The organism is Bradyrhizobium sp. CCGB20, assembly GCF_024199855.1.
In the GTDB taxonomy this organism is placed as follows: Bacteria; Pseudomonadota; Alphaproteobacteria; order Rhizobiales; family Xanthobacteraceae; genus Bradyrhizobium.
In genome coordinates this window covers 2,198,610-2,214,236 of the sequence record NZ_JANADN010000001.1, presented here as the reverse complement: position 1 = coordinate 2,214,236, position 15,627 = coordinate 2,198,610, and the positions used below count along the sequence as shown (strand labels likewise).

At 64.6% G+C, this 15,627-nt stretch carries 17 protein-coding genes and 1 pseudogene; 8 read left to right on the top strand and 10 right to left on the bottom strand.

Translation table 11 applies throughout. The annotated features are described in order from the left end of the window. The first annotated feature begins 361 nt into the window (after positions 1-361). The gene (locus tag NLM15_RS10095; protein WP_254116812.1) at positions 362-1,006 is read left to right on the top strand and encodes an OmpA family protein; all 645 of its coding nucleotides are present in this window, start codon (positions 362-364) and stop codon (positions 1,004-1,006) included. Between the two features lie 58 nt (positions 1,007-1,064). On the opposite strand, the gene NLM15_RS10090 is transcribed toward NLM15_RS10095, so the two are convergent. Continuing rightward, positions 1,065-2,495, bottom strand: a complete 1,431-nt coding sequence (locus tag NLM15_RS10090; RefSeq protein ID WP_254116811.1) for a phospholipid carrier-dependent glycosyltransferase — start codon at positions 2,493-2,495, stop codon at positions 1,065-1,067. A gap of 51 nt (positions 2,496-2,546) precedes the next feature. On the opposite strand from NLM15_RS10090, the gene NLM15_RS10085 reads away from it, so the two are divergent. Together NLM15_RS10085 and NLM15_RS10080 are read left to right on the top strand one after the other, a co-directional pair. Next, positions 2,547-3,248 (top strand): FecR domain-containing protein, encoded by a 702-nt coding sequence (locus tag NLM15_RS10085; protein WP_254116810.1) that lies wholly within the window; start codon positions 2,547-2,549, stop codon positions 3,246-3,248. Between the two features lie 2 nt (positions 3,249-3,250). Further along, the gene (locus tag NLM15_RS10080) at positions 3,251-4,399 is read left to right on the top strand and encodes a hypothetical protein (RefSeq protein ID WP_254116809.1); all 1,149 of its coding nucleotides are present in this window, start codon (positions 3,251-3,253) and stop codon (positions 4,397-4,399) included. 138 nt (positions 4,400-4,537) lie between these two features. Here NLM15_RS10080 and NLM15_RS10075 read toward each other — a convergent pair whose 3' ends face one another. The 3 genes from NLM15_RS10075 to NLM15_RS10065 all read right to left on the bottom strand — a co-directional run bounded on the left by NLM15_RS10075 (position 4,538) and on the right by NLM15_RS10065 (position 6,133). After that, a complete protein-coding gene (locus NLM15_RS10075; RefSeq protein WP_254116808.1) occupies positions 4,538-5,026 on the bottom strand; it encodes a VOC family protein in 489 nt (162 codons plus the stop codon). Between the two features lie 35 nt (positions 5,027-5,061). Then, positions 5,062-5,490, bottom strand: coding sequence for a VOC family protein (locus NLM15_RS10070; RefSeq protein ID WP_254116807.1), 429 nt, complete (start codon positions 5,488-5,490; stop codon positions 5,062-5,064). A 127-nt stretch (positions 5,491-5,617) separates the two neighbouring features. Continuing rightward, positions 5,618-6,133, bottom strand: a complete 516-nt coding sequence (locus NLM15_RS10065) for a cupin domain-containing protein (RefSeq protein WP_254116806.1) — start codon at positions 6,131-6,133, stop codon at positions 5,618-5,620. Positions 6,134-6,261: 128 nt separating this feature from the next. Between NLM15_RS10065 and NLM15_RS10060 the strand changes: the two genes are divergently transcribed. Then, entirely contained in the window at positions 6,262-6,480 is a 219-nt protein-coding gene (locus tag NLM15_RS10060) for a CsbD family protein (RefSeq protein ID WP_254116805.1), read from the top strand. Positions 6,481-6,652: 172 nt separating this feature from the next. On the opposite strand, the gene NLM15_RS10055 is transcribed toward NLM15_RS10060, so the two are convergent. Together NLM15_RS10055 and ggt are read right to left on the bottom strand one after the other, a co-directional pair. Next, positions 6,653-7,117: an FKBP-type peptidyl-prolyl cis-trans isomerase gene (locus NLM15_RS10055; RefSeq protein WP_254116804.1), complete on the bottom strand. Its 465-nt coding sequence runs from the start codon at positions 7,115-7,117 to the stop codon at positions 6,653-6,655. Positions 7,118-7,188: 71 nt separating this feature from the next. Continuing rightward, a complete protein-coding gene (ggt, locus tag NLM15_RS10050; protein ID WP_254116803.1) occupies positions 7,189-8,775 on the bottom strand; it encodes a gamma-glutamyltransferase in 1,587 nt (528 codons plus the stop codon). 220 nt (positions 8,776-8,995) lie between these two features. On the opposite strand from ggt, the gene NLM15_RS10045 reads away from it, so the two are divergent. Together NLM15_RS10045 and NLM15_RS10040 are read left to right on the top strand one after the other, a co-directional pair. Further along, positions 8,996-9,748: a rhodanese-related sulfurtransferase gene (locus NLM15_RS10045; protein ID WP_254116802.1), complete on the top strand. Its 753-nt coding sequence runs from the start codon at positions 8,996-8,998 to the stop codon at positions 9,746-9,748. Then, on the top strand, positions 9,738-9,956 hold the full coding sequence (locus tag NLM15_RS10040) for a SlyX family protein (protein ID WP_254116801.1): 219 nt from the start codon (positions 9,738-9,740) through the stop codon (positions 9,954-9,956). The genes NLM15_RS10045 and NLM15_RS10040 overlap by 11 nt, the downstream gene beginning before the upstream one ends. A 10-nt stretch (positions 9,957-9,966) precedes the next feature. On the opposite strand, the gene NLM15_RS10035 is transcribed toward NLM15_RS10040, so the two are convergent. Together NLM15_RS10035 and NLM15_RS10030 are read right to left on the bottom strand one after the other, a co-directional pair. Further along, on the bottom strand, positions 9,967-11,871 hold the full coding sequence (locus tag NLM15_RS10035) for a diguanylate cyclase domain-containing protein (protein ID WP_254116800.1): 1,905 nt from the start codon (positions 11,869-11,871) through the stop codon (positions 9,967-9,969). Between the two features lie 186 nt (positions 11,872-12,057). Next, positions 12,058-12,273, bottom strand: coding sequence for a hypothetical protein (locus NLM15_RS10030; RefSeq protein WP_254116799.1), 216 nt, complete (start codon positions 12,271-12,273; stop codon positions 12,058-12,060). A gap of 108 nt (positions 12,274-12,381) precedes the next feature. Between NLM15_RS10030 and hemE the strand changes: the two genes are divergently transcribed. Then, on the top strand, positions 12,382-13,416 hold the full coding sequence (hemE, locus tag NLM15_RS10025) for a uroporphyrinogen decarboxylase (RefSeq protein ID WP_254116798.1): 1,035 nt from the start codon (positions 12,382-12,384) through the stop codon (positions 13,414-13,416). 201 nt (positions 13,417-13,617) lie between these two features. On the opposite strand, the pseudogene NLM15_RS10020 reads toward hemE, so the two are convergent. Beyond that, a pseudogene (locus NLM15_RS10020) lies at positions 13,618-13,788 on the bottom strand (hydroxymethylbilane synthase); the annotation flags it as partial. A gap of 120 nt (positions 13,789-13,908) precedes the next feature. Between NLM15_RS10020 and NLM15_RS10015 the strand changes: the two are divergent. Continuing rightward, on the top strand, positions 13,909-14,583 hold the full coding sequence (locus NLM15_RS10015; protein WP_254116797.1) for a type 1 glutamine amidotransferase domain-containing protein: 675 nt from the start codon (positions 13,909-13,911) through the stop codon (positions 14,581-14,583). Between the two features lie 43 nt (positions 14,584-14,626). Here NLM15_RS10015 and hemC read toward each other — a convergent pair whose 3' ends face one another. Next, the gene (gene hemC, locus NLM15_RS10010) at positions 14,627-15,607 is read right to left on the bottom strand and encodes a hydroxymethylbilane synthase (RefSeq protein ID WP_254116796.1); all 981 of its coding nucleotides are present in this window, start codon (positions 15,605-15,607) and stop codon (positions 14,627-14,629) included. Between the last annotated feature and the right edge of the window lie 20 nt (positions 15,608-15,627).

Genomic DNA, 15,627 nt, shown 5'->3' with positions numbered 1-15,627 from the left:
GATCGAAAGGGTCTGCTAGGCGCCCATCTGGCCGATTTCTTGTCCGCGAGCAGGCCATGCCGCGACCGCTTTGCGACGAACGATGAACGCACGTTTCCGACAGGGAAAGGCGGCCCGGTCTTCTTCCGAGAAAGCGAGTTGGTTCAGCACTCTGCTTTCGATGCCGAATGCGACAGCGCTTCTTCCCGGTGGCAGGGCACTACTACTGGCCGACATGCCATGGATGCCGATTGGCTCCGGCGTTAAGATGCAACGGGACGTTGGCCATTTGGAATGTGATCGGCATCACATTTGGGCATTTGAACCTGCCCTAGGCTCGCAGCATCAAATCGCCATCAGGCGTAACAGCGAGGATACGACAATGACCCGTTTTGATAAGTTTTTTGGACTGAAGGCGATCACCCTCACGGCCGCGCTGTCGATGACGGCGGGCCTGGCTTTCGCCGGCGAAAAGACCTTCTCGGCCGACCAGATCGTGGATGCGTTGAAGTCGAAGCCGGCGACCCGCGGCTTGTCCACCGGTCCGCAGGCCGACCCGGCGGCGCAGGCCAAGGAATCGACCTTCCTGAGCACCGTGCGCAACCGCGCGACCCGATCGCTCTCGACGGGCGAGCGCGAGCAGATCGCCGAGCTCGCCGCGACCAAGCCGAAGATCGATCTGGAGATCCAGTTCGACTACAACTCGGCCGACATCGCCAAGACTTCGGTGCCGTCGGTGCAGGCGCTCGGCAAGGCTCTGTCCGATCCGACGCTGAAGGGCTCGACCTTCGTGGTCGCCGGCCACACCGATGCGGTCGGCGGCGAAGAGTACAATCAAGGACTCTCCGAACGTCGCGCCGAAACCATCAAGAAGTACCTGGTGCAGAACTACGGCCTCAACGGCACCGACCTCGTCGCCGTCGGCTATGGCAAGACCAAGCTGAAGGACACCGCCAACGGCGCCGACCCGATCAACCGCCGCGTCCAGGTCGTGAACATGGAAGCGAAGTCGACGGCGTCCAAGTAATCGCGAAGTCATCGCCGAGCGAAACACGCCGCCTGCCATCACACGGCAGGCGGCGATGTCATATCCAACTCTGGAACAGCATCAGCCGGTTGAAGGTCTGCATCGACGTGCCGATGAAGGCCGCCGAGACCGGCAGCATCACCGCAAAGCCGACGGCCGCGATGCCGACATAGGCCCACAGCAGCCAGCGCGGCAGGCCGTCCCGTCGCAGCACATAGACCAGCGCAAGCGACGCCACGCTAGCGGCCGGCAGATAGTAGTAGATGAAGCCGAGCGTGCGTGGCAGCAAAGCCCAGGCAAGCCAGCAGCCGAAATAGAACGCCACGATCAGGAACGCATCCCAGCGGCGCGCGACGATGAAATCGCGCAGCACGACCGCGAGCGCTGGCAGTGCGGGCCACAGCACCAGAGGATTGCCGAGGAAGACGATCGCCGAGACATTGTCTTCCGCCGTCTTGTCGAACAGGAACCACACCGGGCGCGCGAGCAGCGGCCAGGACGGCCACGCACTCATATAGGTGTGACCGGCGATCGCGGTGGTGGTGTTGTCGGCGAAAATCCGGCGCTGCGCCTCGATCAGATCCGACAACGACACTCCGTAGAGCGGAACGAAGGCGGCAAGATACGTCAGCGCCGGCAGCACGGCGAAGCAGATCACGGCATGCTGCACGCGAAAATCGGCCCAGAGATCGGGACGGTACCAGTCGTCGGGCTTCGCGTCGGCAAACAGCGTCCGCCAGCCCTGCATCAGGCGAATGACCGCAACGAGGACGATGCAGATGCCGAGTGGAAACAGGCCGCTCCATTTGCAGGCCGCAGCGAGGCCAAACAATACGCCCGCGAGCGCGAACAGCGCATGCGGGCGCTCTCTTCGAAAGCCGTGCATGAAGGCGGCGATCGCGAGCAGACCGAATCCGAGCGCGAAAATGTCGAGCATGGCGATGCGCGCCTGCACGTAGAGCATCTGGTTGAAGCCGGCGATCAACGCGGCGGCGATCGCGGGCCCTTGCGCGGAGAACAGCGCAAGCCCGCACAGATAGATCGCGACGATCGCGAGCGCACCGAACAAGGTCGACGGATAGCGCCAGCCCAGCGCATTGTCGCCGAAGGCCGCGATCGATGCCGCGATCAGCTCCTTAGCCAGCGGCGGATGCATCGGATTGAGCATCGGCTGCGACATCACGGGTGCCAGCATCTGCCGCGCCGCGGGTACGTAATGCACCTCGTCGAAGACGAACTTCTCCGGCGCAGTCAGGCCGATCAGCAGCGCGAGATGTGCGATCAGGAAAATCGCGACAGCGATTACTGCGCTCCGCGACACCTTTGGAGCTGCGGGCAATTCGAGCGGCGCTTGTGGGGCTGTTTTGCGTGGCAAATCTGCTTCACCGCGGAGAAAAATAGGAATGGCACTTTTCATTGAACGCATTCTGCTGCAACTGTCACTAAGCATAACGCACGTCCCGCGCCGCTTGTGATAATTTCGCCACATCAGAAGCGCGCGCAGTCCGGTACGATCAGGGACATATCGATCGGTTGCGAGATGAATTTGCGTTTCTTGTTTTTCCCCGCACTGCTATCGGCTGTGTTGTGCGCGGCGCCCGGCGCACAGGCGCAGACGCGCGTCGGCGAAGCCGTCGTGATCCAGAAAGAAGTGGTGCGCGTGGCCGCGACCACGACGCCGATCAGCGTCGGCGACAGCATGCTGCGCGATGAGACCGTGCGCACCGGCGCCGACAGCGCTGCGCGTTTCGTCATGGCCGACAGCACCAATCTGTCGCTCGGTCCCAGCGCGACGCTCAAGCTCGACCGCACCGTCTTCAACGATGAGCACAGCTATCGCGACGTCGCGATCCGCATGACCACCGGCGCATTCCGCTTCGTCACCGGACATTCGGAGAAGACCGCCTACAAGATCACGACACCGCTCGCGACCATCGGCGTGCGCGGCACTACGCTCGACATTCTCTCGCAGCGCGGACGCTCCGTCGTCGTGCTCCAGGACGGTGCCGCCAGCGTCTGCACGACGAGCTCCCAGTGCGTGCAGCTCACCCAGCCCGGCGACACCGCAATCATCATTTCCGCCGGCGGCAAGGTCAGCATCACCAAGACCAACACGCCGCCCTGGACCTTTGCCGCCAACTGCGCCGCAAGTGCCGGGCTGTGCTCGGTCAACCAGTATGCGGACGCCTCGCCAACCGTCACGCCCGCCGTCCAGGACGACGGCATGCTGTGCGGGCGGTGACGATGGCGAAACTCGACGTCAGACGTTTCGTCCTCGCCGCTGTACTGACCGCAACCGCGGCGTTTGCGCTTGGCGCGTTCGATGCCCGTCCGGCGGCAGCCCAGGGGGCGGGGTGCGAGTCCGAGTGCGGTGGTCCGAGCCCCACCCCGACCTATTCACCGTCCCCGACGCCGACACCCACACCGACGCCCTCGCCTTCGCCCAGCCCCTATCCGTCGCCTAGCCCGTATCCACCGCCTCCACCGTCGGGCCCGACCGGCGCAGATTCCAGCGGCAATTCGATCGGCGGCCTCGCCAACCAGCGCTTCAACCAGATGATCACCAACCGGGTGCTCGGCACGGTGCTGCTCGGCGTCAACGAGCAGGTCAATTGCAGCGACTGCATCAGCGCGTTCGGCTCGGCCGGCTCGTTCTCGGCCGGCATTCACGGCCGCAAGGAGCTGACCAACAACCTGTCGCTACTCGCCGGCATCGCCTACACGCAATACAACGAGGGCGGCTACAACATCACCAGCGCGCCGATCGGCGCCTTCGCTCTGCGCTATGACTTCACCGACTGGGGCTCGTCGCGCCCGTTCTTCGACGTCGGCACCATCCTGACGCCGTGGGAGAAGGCGCGCTACACCCGCAGCTACAACACCAGCCTCGGGCCGGTGAGCGTCACGGGCTCGACCAACGCTTCGAACTACGCCGTGTACGGCCGCGCCGGCTGGATGAGCCGCGTGTCCCCGCGCGACGAAGTCGCGGCCTCGATCGAAGTCTGGCAGCTCTGGCAGCGCGTGTCCGGCTACTCCGACAGCGCGGTCGCGTTCAATCCGTTCGACGCCACGATTGCGACCGGCACCGACCGCACCAGCCTGGTCAAGATCGGCGGCCAGTGGACCCATCTGTTCGGCAGCAACATCGAGACCAATATCAACGGCGGCTGGGTGCAGTCGTTCGCGAGCCACAGCGGCATTGTCGCCACCGTGACCGGCGACGGCTTGGTGGTGCCGACGATGGGCAACCAGGGCTGGTTCGAATATGGCGGCCGCCTCGGCTTCCGCGTGCAAAAGGGCTGGGTCGTCGACCTGTTCGCCAACGGCACGCTGGGCCCGCAGCCGGTGGGGAACACCATCCACGGCGGCGTGGGGCTAAGAATTAATTATTAGCCGGCGCGCACGGTCTCGTAGGGTGGGCAAAGCGGAGCGTGCCCACCAACTCTCTCAGAAGGCAACAGATGGTGGGCACGGCGCTCTCGCGCCTTTGCCCACCCTACGGCACTGATCGTGTGGCGCGAGTATCCCGCCTCACGCCGCCGACTTGCCCTCGAACGCACGGCGCAGCACATCCACGTCCAGCTTCACCATCTTCATCATGGCCTGCATCGCGCGTGCGGCAGCCGCCTTGTCGGGGCTCGAGAGGAAGTCGAACATCACCTTCGGCACGACCTGCCAGGACACGCCCCAGCGATCGCTGATCCAGCCGCACTGCTGCTCCTTGCCGCCATGAGCCAGGAAAGCATCCCACACGCTGTCAACCTGGGCCTGGTCGTCGCAATGGATCATCAGCGAGAGCGCGTGGGTGTATTCCATTTTCATGCCGCCGTTGAGTGCGACGAGAGGCTGTCCCGCCACCGTGAACTCGACGACGAGCACGGAGCCCTGCTTGCCGGAGGGGTTGTCCGACACGTTGCGCTGGACGTGCGTTACTTCCGAATTCGGAACGAGCGAGACGTAGAATTTTGCGGCTTCCTCGGCATCGCCGTTGAACCACATGCAGGGTACGAGCTTGGACATGGAGAGTGCTCCTCTTCGGTGGTCGTGGACTGCGATCAGGCGTTCGCCATTTCGGACTGCGCGGCGAAGGCTGCCATGTCCAGCCAGTTCACACCCCACATATGACCGTCCGGATCCTCGAAGCTGCGGCCGTACATGAAGCTGTATTCGTCCTTCGGGCTGGGATCGGCCACCCCGCCCGCAGCCTCGGCCCTGCCGACGATCTCGTCGACCTCGTTCCGGCTGTCGGCGGACAGACAGAACAGCGCCTGGTTCGTGGTCTTTGCATCGGCGATCGGCTTCGGCGTGAACTGACGGAATTTGTCGTGGGTCGTCAGCATCGCGTAGATGGTCTCGGAAAAGACCATGCAGCTCGCCGTATCATCGCTGAATTGCGGGTTCCTGGTCGCACCGACCGCTTCGTAAAAGGCGGTCGCGCGCTTGAGGTCGGTCACCGGCAGATTGAGGAAGATCATCCTGGGCATCGGAAGCTCCTTGGGCGGGGTTCTGCCCAAGGACGGACGGCCTGACGGCCATCCGACACGGCTTCCGAATATTTTTTGCACCCAGATCTGCGGGGTTCTGTCGCGCCGACCCCGCGCGGCTTCGGCCTTACTTCTTCTCGTTCGGGTCCCGATGGATCGGGTCGACCCACAGCACGGTCTCGGGCTTCTCGACCGGCTCGATGTCGAGATTGATCGCGACTGCCTCGCCGTCGCTGCGCACCAGCACACATTCCAGCACCTCGTCCGGGCTGGCATTGATCTCCTGATGCGGCACATAGGGCGGCACGAAAATGAAATCGCCGGGGCCGGCCTCCGCGGTGAACTGCAGGCTCTCGCCCCAGCGCATCCGCGCCTTGCCCTTCACGACGTAGATCACGCTTTCGAGATGGCCATGGTGATGTGCGCCGGTCTTGGCGTCGGGCCTGATGCTGACCGTGCCCGCCCACAATTTCTGCGCGCCGACGCGCGCGAAATTGATCGCGGCCGCGCGGTCCATGCCGGCCGTCGACGGCACGTTGGTATCGAGCTGGTTGCCGGGAATGACGCGCACGCCGTCATGCTTCCAGCGATCGTCGTGATGATCGTGGTCATGGTGGGAATGCGTGTGGTCATGGCCGGTCATGATTCTTGCTTTCTGTTGGTTCCGTGCGGGCGAAACTAACCAAAGCCGCGACATCAAGCCATACCAAAATCGGAACTCTCGTAGCCGCCAGAGGTTGTCTTCGCGAGCAAACTGCAAGGAGAGTTTCCATGGGTAGCACGAGCGACAAGATCAAGGGCACCGCCAACGAAGCCATCGGCAAGGCCAAGCAGGGCATCGGTGAAGCCACCGGTTCCGAGCGTCTTCAGGGCGAAGGTGCGGTCCAGGAAGTGAAGGGCAAGGGCCAGAAGGCCATGGGCGACGCCAAGGACGCGGCTAAGGACGCGATTGATCGCGCCGCCGCGGCGGCACGTCGCGCGGCGGAATAACACGCACAAGCCTGAATGCGAAAAGACCGGCCGTAAGGCCGGTCTTTTTGTTTGTCTATTCACGTCGTCATCCCGGGGCGCGAAGCGAACCCGGGATCTCGGGATTCCCCGGTGCGCGATTGCGCACCTGAGGTCTGGTCCTTCGGACCATCCCGGGATGACGGCTACGCCGTCACTTCACCGCGAGCAATTCGACGTCGAACATCAGCGTCGCGTTCGGCGGGATCACGCCGCCGGCGCCGCGGGCGCCGTAGCCGAGCTGCGGCGGGATGATCAGCGTGCGCTTGCCGCCGACCTTCATGGTGGAAACGCCCTCGTCCCAGCCAGCGATGACGCGGCCCTTGCCGATCGGGAATTCGAACGGCTCGTTGCGATCGACGGACGAGTCGAATTTCTTGCCCTTCTGGCCGTTCTCGTAGAGCCAGCCGGTATAGTGCATTACGCAGATCTGTCCGGGCTTCGGCGAAGCGCCGGTGCCGACGACGCTGTCGATGGTCTGCAATCCTGAAGCTGTGGTCATGGTCTTTCCTGCGGTCTGGGCCGAGGCCGTGGTGGAGACGAATGTCGACACGCTGCCGATCACGGTGATCGCGAGTGCCGACATGATGGCGAGGAGCGCGCGCTGGAAACGCTGCATAGAACACCTTCCGTTTGAGGCGGGAGGTGTCTAGCGCAACGCGGGTACGGTTTCCAGCCCCGGGGCGTCGATCAATAACCGAGCGCGCAGCCGTCCTTGCGCGGATCGGAACCGCCGGTGAGCGTGCCCTTGTCCCAGTCGATCCAGATCGCCTGGGCACCGCCGAGCGGGCCGACCACGCTGGTGGTCTTGTGGCCGAGCTTCTTCAGCCCTTCCACGATGTCGGCCGGCACGCTGTCCTCGAGCTGGTACTGGCCCTCGTAATGCAGGCCGCGCGGCATGTCGATCGCCTCCTGCACGTCGCAGCCATAGTCGAGGATGTTGGTGACGACGTGGGTCTGGCCGACCGGCTGATACTGGCCGCCCATCACCGCGAACGGCATCACGGAGCGGCCGCCCTTGGTGAGCAGGCTCGGCATGATCGTATGCAGCGGGCGCTTGCCGCCGGCGATGCAGTTGGGATGGCCGGGCTGGATGCGGAAGCCGCCCGCACGGTTCTGGAACAGCACGCCGGTGTTGTTCGAGACGATGGCCGAACCGAAGGAATGCGCGATCGAATTGATGAACGAGCAGACGTTACGGTCCTTGTCCACGACCGTGATGTAGATGGTCGAGGGATTCATCGGCGGCGCGACGTTCGGCAGGTCGAGCATGCCGTCCATGCGGATCTTGCTGATGTACTCGTCGGCAAAGCCCTTCGCGAGCATCTCGGCGACGTCGATCTTCATGTGATCGGGATCGGCGACGTGCATCTCGCGGTTCATGTAGGCGATGCGCGCGGCCTCGGCTTCGAGATGGAAGCGCTCGACGCTGAGCGGCGCATACTTGGTCAGGTCGAACCGCGACAGGATGTTCAGCATCAACAACGCGGTGACGCCGGGGCCGTTCGGCGGGCACTGCCAGACGTCATAGCCCTTGTACGCGGTGCCGATCGGCGTCGTCGTCTCGGTGGTGTGCGCGGCGAAATCGTCGAGCGTGTGCAGGCCGCCGATGCCCCTGAGCGTCTCGACCATGTCTTCCGCGATCGCGCCCTTGTAGAAGGCGTCGCGGCCGTCCTTGGCGATCGCGCGCAGCGTCTTGCCGAGCTCGGCCTGGCGGATGACGTCGCCGGCCACCGGCGGCTTGCCGCCTGGCAGCAGATAACGCACCGTGTTGGTGCCACCCTTCAGTTTCTCGAACTGGTTCTTCCAGTCGAAGGCGATGCGCGGCGCGACGACATAACCCTCTTCTGCCGCCTTGATCGCGGGCTGCAGCAGCCGGTCGAAGCCGAACTTGCCGTGATCGCGCAGCACGGTCGCGAAGGCGTCGATCACGCCGGGGATCGAGACCGCATGCGCCGAGGTCAGCGGCACGGAGTTGATCTTGCGCTCGAGATACCAGTCGGCATTGGCCGCCTTCGGGGCCCGGCCGGAGCCGTTATACGCGATGATCTTGCCCTCGCCGCGCGGCTGGATCAGCGCAAAGCAGTCGCCGCCGATGCCGGTCGATTGCGGCTCGATCACGCCGAGCAAGGCCGAACCCGCCACCGCCGCGTCCACCGCCGTGCCGCCCTCGCGCAGCACCTCGATCGCGGCGAGCGACGCCTGCGGATGCGAGGTCGCCACCATCGCGTTGGTGGCGTGGACGGTCGACCTGCCGGGGAAATGGAAGTTTCTCATGTCAATTCTTGCTCTCGTTGGGCTGTCGTTAGGCTCTCTTGGGCCGTGGGGCGCGCGGCGCGCCATCCCGGAAAAACCGGGCCTACATGACACATTCCGGCCCGCCGGGGCAATGCTGGCATACCAGCGAAATGGCTGCCATCCGCTGGGCGTATAGACCTTTTGCCGTCCGGGGCCATGCGGGTTTTCCGGGCGGCGGCTGCCTGCTAAACGAGCCGCCATGATCCACAAGGTCGCCGCCTTCTACCAATTCGCCGCCCTGCCCGATTACCGCGAGCTGCGCGAGCCGTTGCGCGCGTTCTGCGCAGGCCTTGCGCTCAAGGGCAGCGTGCTGCTCGCCCGGGAAGGCATCAACGGCACGATTGCGGGTGCGCCCGAGGCGATCGACGCCTTCGTCCACGAGCTCGCGCACGGCAGCCTGTTCGGCGGCCGGCTGACCAATCTCGAATTGAAGTTCTCGACTGCGGAGGCGATGCCGTTCGGCCGGCTCAAGGTGCGGCTGAAGAAGGAGATCGTCACGCTCGGCGACGCGGCCGCCGATCCGACCCGCCAGGTCGGCACCTATGTCGACGCCGCCGAGTGGAACGCGCTGATCGCGGCGCCCGACATGCTGGTGCTCGACACCCGCAACGCGTTCGAGGTGGCGATGGGCACGTTCGAGGGCGCGGTCGACCCCGATATCAAGAGCTTTGGCCAGTTCAAGGATTTTGCCGCAAAACAGCTCGATCCGGCGAAGCATCGCAGGATCGCAATGTTCTGCACCGGCGGCATCCGCTGCGAGAAGGCGAGCGCACATTTGCTCGCGCGCGGCTTCGCCGAGGTCTATCACCTCAAGGGCGGTATCCTCAAATATCTGGAGGAGGTGCCGCAGGCGCAGAGCCGCTGGCGCGGCGAATGCTTCGTGTTCGACGAGCGCGTGGCGCTCGGTCACGGATTGCGCGAGCGAGACAAGGGGCACGACCGTGACGAATGACATCAAGATGCTGGGCGAGCGCATCGACACGCTGGAGATGCGCATCGCCTATCAGGACGATACGATCGAGACGCTGAACCAGACGATTACCGCGCAGTGGAAGCAGATCGACGTGCTGACGCGGAAGATCGCTGAGCTTGGCGAGCGACTTCAGGAAGCCGAGACGAATGCGCCGGGCCCAGCCAACGAGCCCCCGCCGCATTATTGAGATTGATGCGCTACAGCCCTGACGCCTTGGGCAGCAGGCGCGCCACCTCGACCGACATCATCAGGCGGTCGCGCCCACCTTCCTTCGCCGCATAGAGCGCCTGATCGGCCGCCTCGACGAGCGAGCCCACACCGGCAGTGCGTTCCAGCGCCGGCCGGCAGGCCGCGCCGCCGAGCGAAGCAGTGACGCAGCCCGACGCGTGATTGGTGCTGTGGACGAGGCCCGCCTCGCGGATGGCACGGCGGATCCGCTCGCCGATCCGCGCGCAGCCCGTGGCATCGGTGTTCGGCAGCAGCATGGCGAATTCCTCGCCGCCATAGCGCGCAGCCAGATCTCCGGCGCGCTGCATCTCGGCCGCGATGACCTGCGCCACCACGCGCAGACAGGCATCGCCCGCGGGGTGACCGTATTCGTCGTTGTAGGCCTTGAAGTGGTCGACGTCGATCATCAGCAAGGCGAGGCTGGAACGGTCGCGATAGGCGCGCGCCCATTCCTCCTTCAACCGTTCGTCGAAGCGGCGGCGGTTGGCGAGCCCGGTGAGGCTGTCCTCGATCGCGAGCGTCTCGAGCCTGGTCTCCAGCTTCTTCTGCTCGGTGATGTCGCGCGAGATCGCGACCACCCCGTCGACGACGCCGCTTTCCTTGCGCGTGACCCGCATGGTCGATTCGAGCCAGACTTCGGTGTTCGTCCGGTGCGTGTTACGATAGGTGACGCGCGCCTCCTCCGCGTCGCCGCGCTTCATGGCATCGACGATGGCCTGGACGTGCGGCCGGTCCTCCTCATGAATGCCCGCAAGTGCGGGCGTACCGATCAGCTGATTGGCGCGCCAGCCGACGACACGGGCCGACGAGGGAGAGACGTAGCGCAGCCGCTCGTCGAGCCCGATGCGGGTGACCATGTCGCTGGAGCCTTCCGCGAGCAGGCGGAAATGCGCTTCCTTCTCGACCAGGGCGGCAGCCATGCGCTGGCCGCGCTGCAACTGCCGCACCAGCACCGCACCGATCACCGCGATCAGCATGACCAGCGCGAGCACGTAGAGCATGCGGGAAATCGCGGCTGCGCGCCAGGGCGCGAGCAGTTCGTCCTTGTCGACGGTGGCAAGCAGGACGAGGGGATAGCGGCCAGAGCGCTTGAAGAAGCTGACGCGCGCGGCCCCGTCCAACGGCGACTTGAAATGATATGCGCCGCTCGGCCGTTGCAGGCTCGCGTCGCGGAACAGCGGGGTGTCGGCGACGCTGCGCCCGACGAATTTATCGTTGCTCGGGTTGCGCGCGATGATCAAGCCGTCGCCATACATCAGCGCCACCGAACTGTTGCGGCCGATCTCGAACTGCTCGTAGAAATGCGAGAGATATTTCGAGCTGATGGTCGCGAGCACCACGCCACCGAAACTGCCGTCCAGCTTGTTGAAGCGACGCGACAGCGTAACGACCCATTCGCCATCGAGCTGGCTCTTCACGGGGTGGCCGACATAGGGCTCGCGTTTCGGGGAGAGCTGGTGATGGCGGAAAAATGCATCGTCGCTGAGCGTCGAGCCGATCGTGCCGGGCGAAGTCAGCCAGTTGCCTTTGTCGTCGATGATGGCGAGGCCGTGCACGCGCTCCATCGCCTTCTTGCGCGCCTCCAGGAGGTTGCGCAGCTTGGCGATCGTGGCCGGCTCGGTGCCGTCCATCTCCAGCCGACTGACGACGCCGACGACGCCGGAATCGAGCAGGTCGAGGCTGTCCTCCGCATGCTGCGTCAGCGAGCGCGCCACATTCGCCATCTCGGTTTCGGCGCCCTTGAGCACGGAATCGCGCGCGGCCCATTCGCGCCAGCCGCTGACGCCGAGGATGGTCGCGCAAGTGAGCACGACGAACGCGGCCGCCCGCAACGGCAGGCGGCTCCATCCGGCTCTCTGTGAGGCGAGGTTCATGCGGCAGAATTCTCCGATAGCCGGAAATTCCACCGCTTCTGTTATTGAACCCTGAAACGCTTGCGGACATTCGCAACGATATGCGGCTTTTCCCGTACTCCTACGGACCTGGGCGTCGCCGGATCGCTAACAATGCGTTAGCGACCCTATCGGAAACCGGCTCTCTGCCCTCGCTGAAGAGCGGCCCTAGCTGAAGATCGCCTTAACCTTGTCCCACAGCGAGGGATTGTCGGCGTCCGCATCGGCCTTCGACGGCGTCGGCTGCGCGGCGCTCACGGGATCGGACGCGGGGAAGCTGTCCTTCAGCCCGGCGTCGAGCTTGGTGTGGCGATCGGCGGCGAGCGCTTCGCGCAGATCGTCGGCGTGCTTGTCATGCGGCGCGGGATTGAATGTCTCAGCCATGGATACCTCCTCCATGGCAGGTCAACGCGGCGCATTTGCGCTGGTTCCCCTGTTCCGCTCGGGCCTTGGGCGGTGTATCAGGGGCCTCAATCTGCATCAGGATTTCTCGTGCCCCAGTCTGCGACAAAGCCCTTCATCGACGTGCTCTCCGGCCAGCGGCAGGCCATTCCGCCCATGTGGATGATGCGGCAGGCCGGCCGCTATTTGCCGGAATATCGGGAGGTGCGCGCCAGGGCCGGCGGCTTCCTCGATCTCTGCTTTAACCCGGAACTCGCCGCCGAAGTCACGCTGCAACCGATCCGCAGATTCGGCTTCGATGCGGCGATCATCTTCTCCGACATCCTGGTGATCCCTTACGCGCTCGGCCGCTCGGTGCGCTTCGAGGTCGGCGAGGGTCCGCGGCTGGAGCCGCTGGATGATCCGGCCAAGGTCGCGACGCTCGCCGCGCGGGCCGACTTCGACAAGCTCACACCGGTATTCGAGGCGCTCAAGATCGTGCGCGGCGCGCTCGATGCAAAAATCGCGCTGATCGGCTTCTGCGGCGCACCGTGGACGGTGGCGACCTACATGGTCGCAGGCCACGGCACGCCCGACCAGGCGCCGGCGCGGATGATGGCCTACCGGCACCCGGAGGCGTTTGCGAAAATCATCGACGTGCTGGTCGAGAACTCGATCGAATATCTGCTGGCGCAGTTGGCCGCCGGTGCCAATGCGTTGCAGATCTTCGACACCTGGGCCGGTGTGCTGCCGCCCGCCGAATTCGCACGCTGGTCGGTCGAGCCGACCCGGCGGATCGTGGAGGGCGTGCGCGCAAAAGTGCCGGATGCGAAGATCATCGGCTTTCCCCGCGGCGCAGGTGCACAGCTGCCTGGTTACGTCGAGGCGACCGGCGTGAATGCCGTCAGCATCGACTGGACCGCGGAGCCGGCCTTCATCCGCGAGCGCGTGCAGAGCCGCGTCGCCGTGCAGGGCAATCTCGATCCGCTGGCGCTGATCACGGGCGGCGCTGCGCTCGACCGCGCGGTCGACAATACGCTGGCGAACTTTGCGCAAGGGCGCTTCATCTTCAACCTCGGCCACGGCATCCAGCCGGAGACGCCGATCGCCCATGTCGAGCAGATGCTGAGGCGCGTGCGGGGGTGATTTGTTGCGGCTCTAAACGGGCTCAAACAAAACCCACGAAAACAACCCCATGCACAGTAGAGAGACCGCGCCAGATCAATGGCTTAGAGCACGCTAAATCAGCCGGCCTGTCATCGCACCAGATCGCACTGCGGTTTGACACGTCGGGCAAAACAGGAGCAGGATGGCATCATCCCGCAGATCTTGAATTCACAGGCCAGCTCAGCGCGGCCGGCTGCGCTCGATGATCTCGGCGGCGCCCTTGTCCAGCAGATCCAGTCCGACACTACGACCGAGCTCACGCGGGCGATTGGCGGGGCCTGTGCGCGAGGCTCCGATGATGGTGTTGCCGGAGAGGTCGAGCACGGCGGCGGTCTGCGACATCGGGTCGCCTGCCGAGGCAGCAGCGACCGTTCCTTTTTGAAATATCGGTCCGATGGTGTCTGCCACACTGGACTAACACAACCATAAACGAAGCGCATGGAATTTAGAAATCGATAGAGGGGCCGCACCGTGACTCAGCATGTTTTGTTTATCGTCACCAATGCAGCCATCATCGGGCCGAACAATCGCAAGACCGGTTTCTTTTTTGCTGAAGTCGCTCATCCTTTTGAGGTGCTTGACGGGGCGGGGATCGCGGTGGAGTTCGCGTCCGTTGCAGGCGGATGGACACCCTACGATGCCTACGACCAAAAGGATGAGGCCCAGAAGACCTTTTTCGAAAGCAAGGCTTTCCGTCGTCTCAATCGGAGCCGTAAGTTATCGGAGGTCGATACCGCGGACTATGACGCCATCCTGATTCCCGGCGGCCTCGGACCGATGGTCGATATCGCGCGGAATACCGAAGTCCAAAGAGCCGTCGCTCGTTCCTGGACCACAGGGAAATTCGTATCGGCCGTCTGTCATGGCCCGTGCTCGCTGCTCGGCGTAGACCTTGGCGACGGCGTTCCCTTCGTGCGCGGCAAGAAACTCACCTCGTTCTCGAAGAAGGAAGAATACGACTACGCCCGCGATGATGTCCCGTATGAACTTGAGGATGCGCTCCGGGCTGAAGGCGCGGACTATTCGTCAACGGAAAACTGGCAGCCAAAGGTGGTTGTCGATGGTCGACTGATAACGGGCCAAAATCCGGCCTCCGCAGGCCCGATGGCAAAGGAACTCCTGGCGGCGCTCCGGAATCTTTCCTAAAGGCGAGTCGACCCGAGAGCCGCCGTAGCGCGGAGGTCGCGCTCTAGCGCGGCCGGCTGCGCTCGATGATCTCGGCGGCGCCCTTGTCCAGCAGATCCAGTCCGACGGCACGGCCGAGCTCGCGTGGACGGTTCGCAGGGCCAGTGCGCGCAGCTTCGATGATGGTGTTGCCGGAAAGGTCGAGCACGGACGCGGTGAGCGACATCTGATCGCCTGCGATGGTCGAGAAGCCCGCGACCGGCGAATTGCAATGGCCGTTCAGCACCCACAGCACCTCGCGCTCGGCATCGGCGCAGGCGTGCGCGGCGGGATCGTCGATCGATGAAAGGATCTGTCTTGTCTGCCAGTCCTGCGCGGCGCATTCGACCGCGACGATACCCTGGCCTGCCGCGGGCAACATCTCCGCCGCGGTGAATTCGTAGGCAATGCGGCTGGCAAGGCCGACGCGGTCGAGGCCCGAGCGCGCCATGATCAGCGCATCCGCCGGCCCCACCGCGCCGCCATCCGGCAAGCGCTGCATCTCGCCATTGTCGAGTTTTCGCACGCGCGTGTCGGCGGCGCCGCGGAAGTGGATCACTTCGACATCAGGAAACAGCCGCCGCGCGTAAGCGGCGCGGCGCACGGCGTTAGTACCAATCTTAAAACCCTTGCCGCGCGACTGGCGCAGCGCCTCGATCGTCACGCCGTCCCGCAGCACCAGCGCATCGCTGGCCCGATCGCGCGACAGCGTGGCGCCGATGACGAGGCCGGGCGTATCCTCGTTGCCCGGCATGTCCTTGAGCGAATGCATCGCCGCCTGCAATTCGCCCGACAGCACGGCGGCGCGGATCTGCGCCACGAAGGCCCCGCCCTTGCCGCCATGCGGCAACAGCTTGCTGGTCTGGTCGAGATCGCCCGTGGTGTCGAACTTGACGATCTCGACGTCGAGACCGGGCATGGCGGCGGTCAGGCGGCGCGCAATCTCTTCCGTCTGCGCCAGCGCCATCGCGCTCTTACGTGTGCCGATCTTGAATCGCGTAGCCAAGTCTTCGTCCTTTCGAGGCG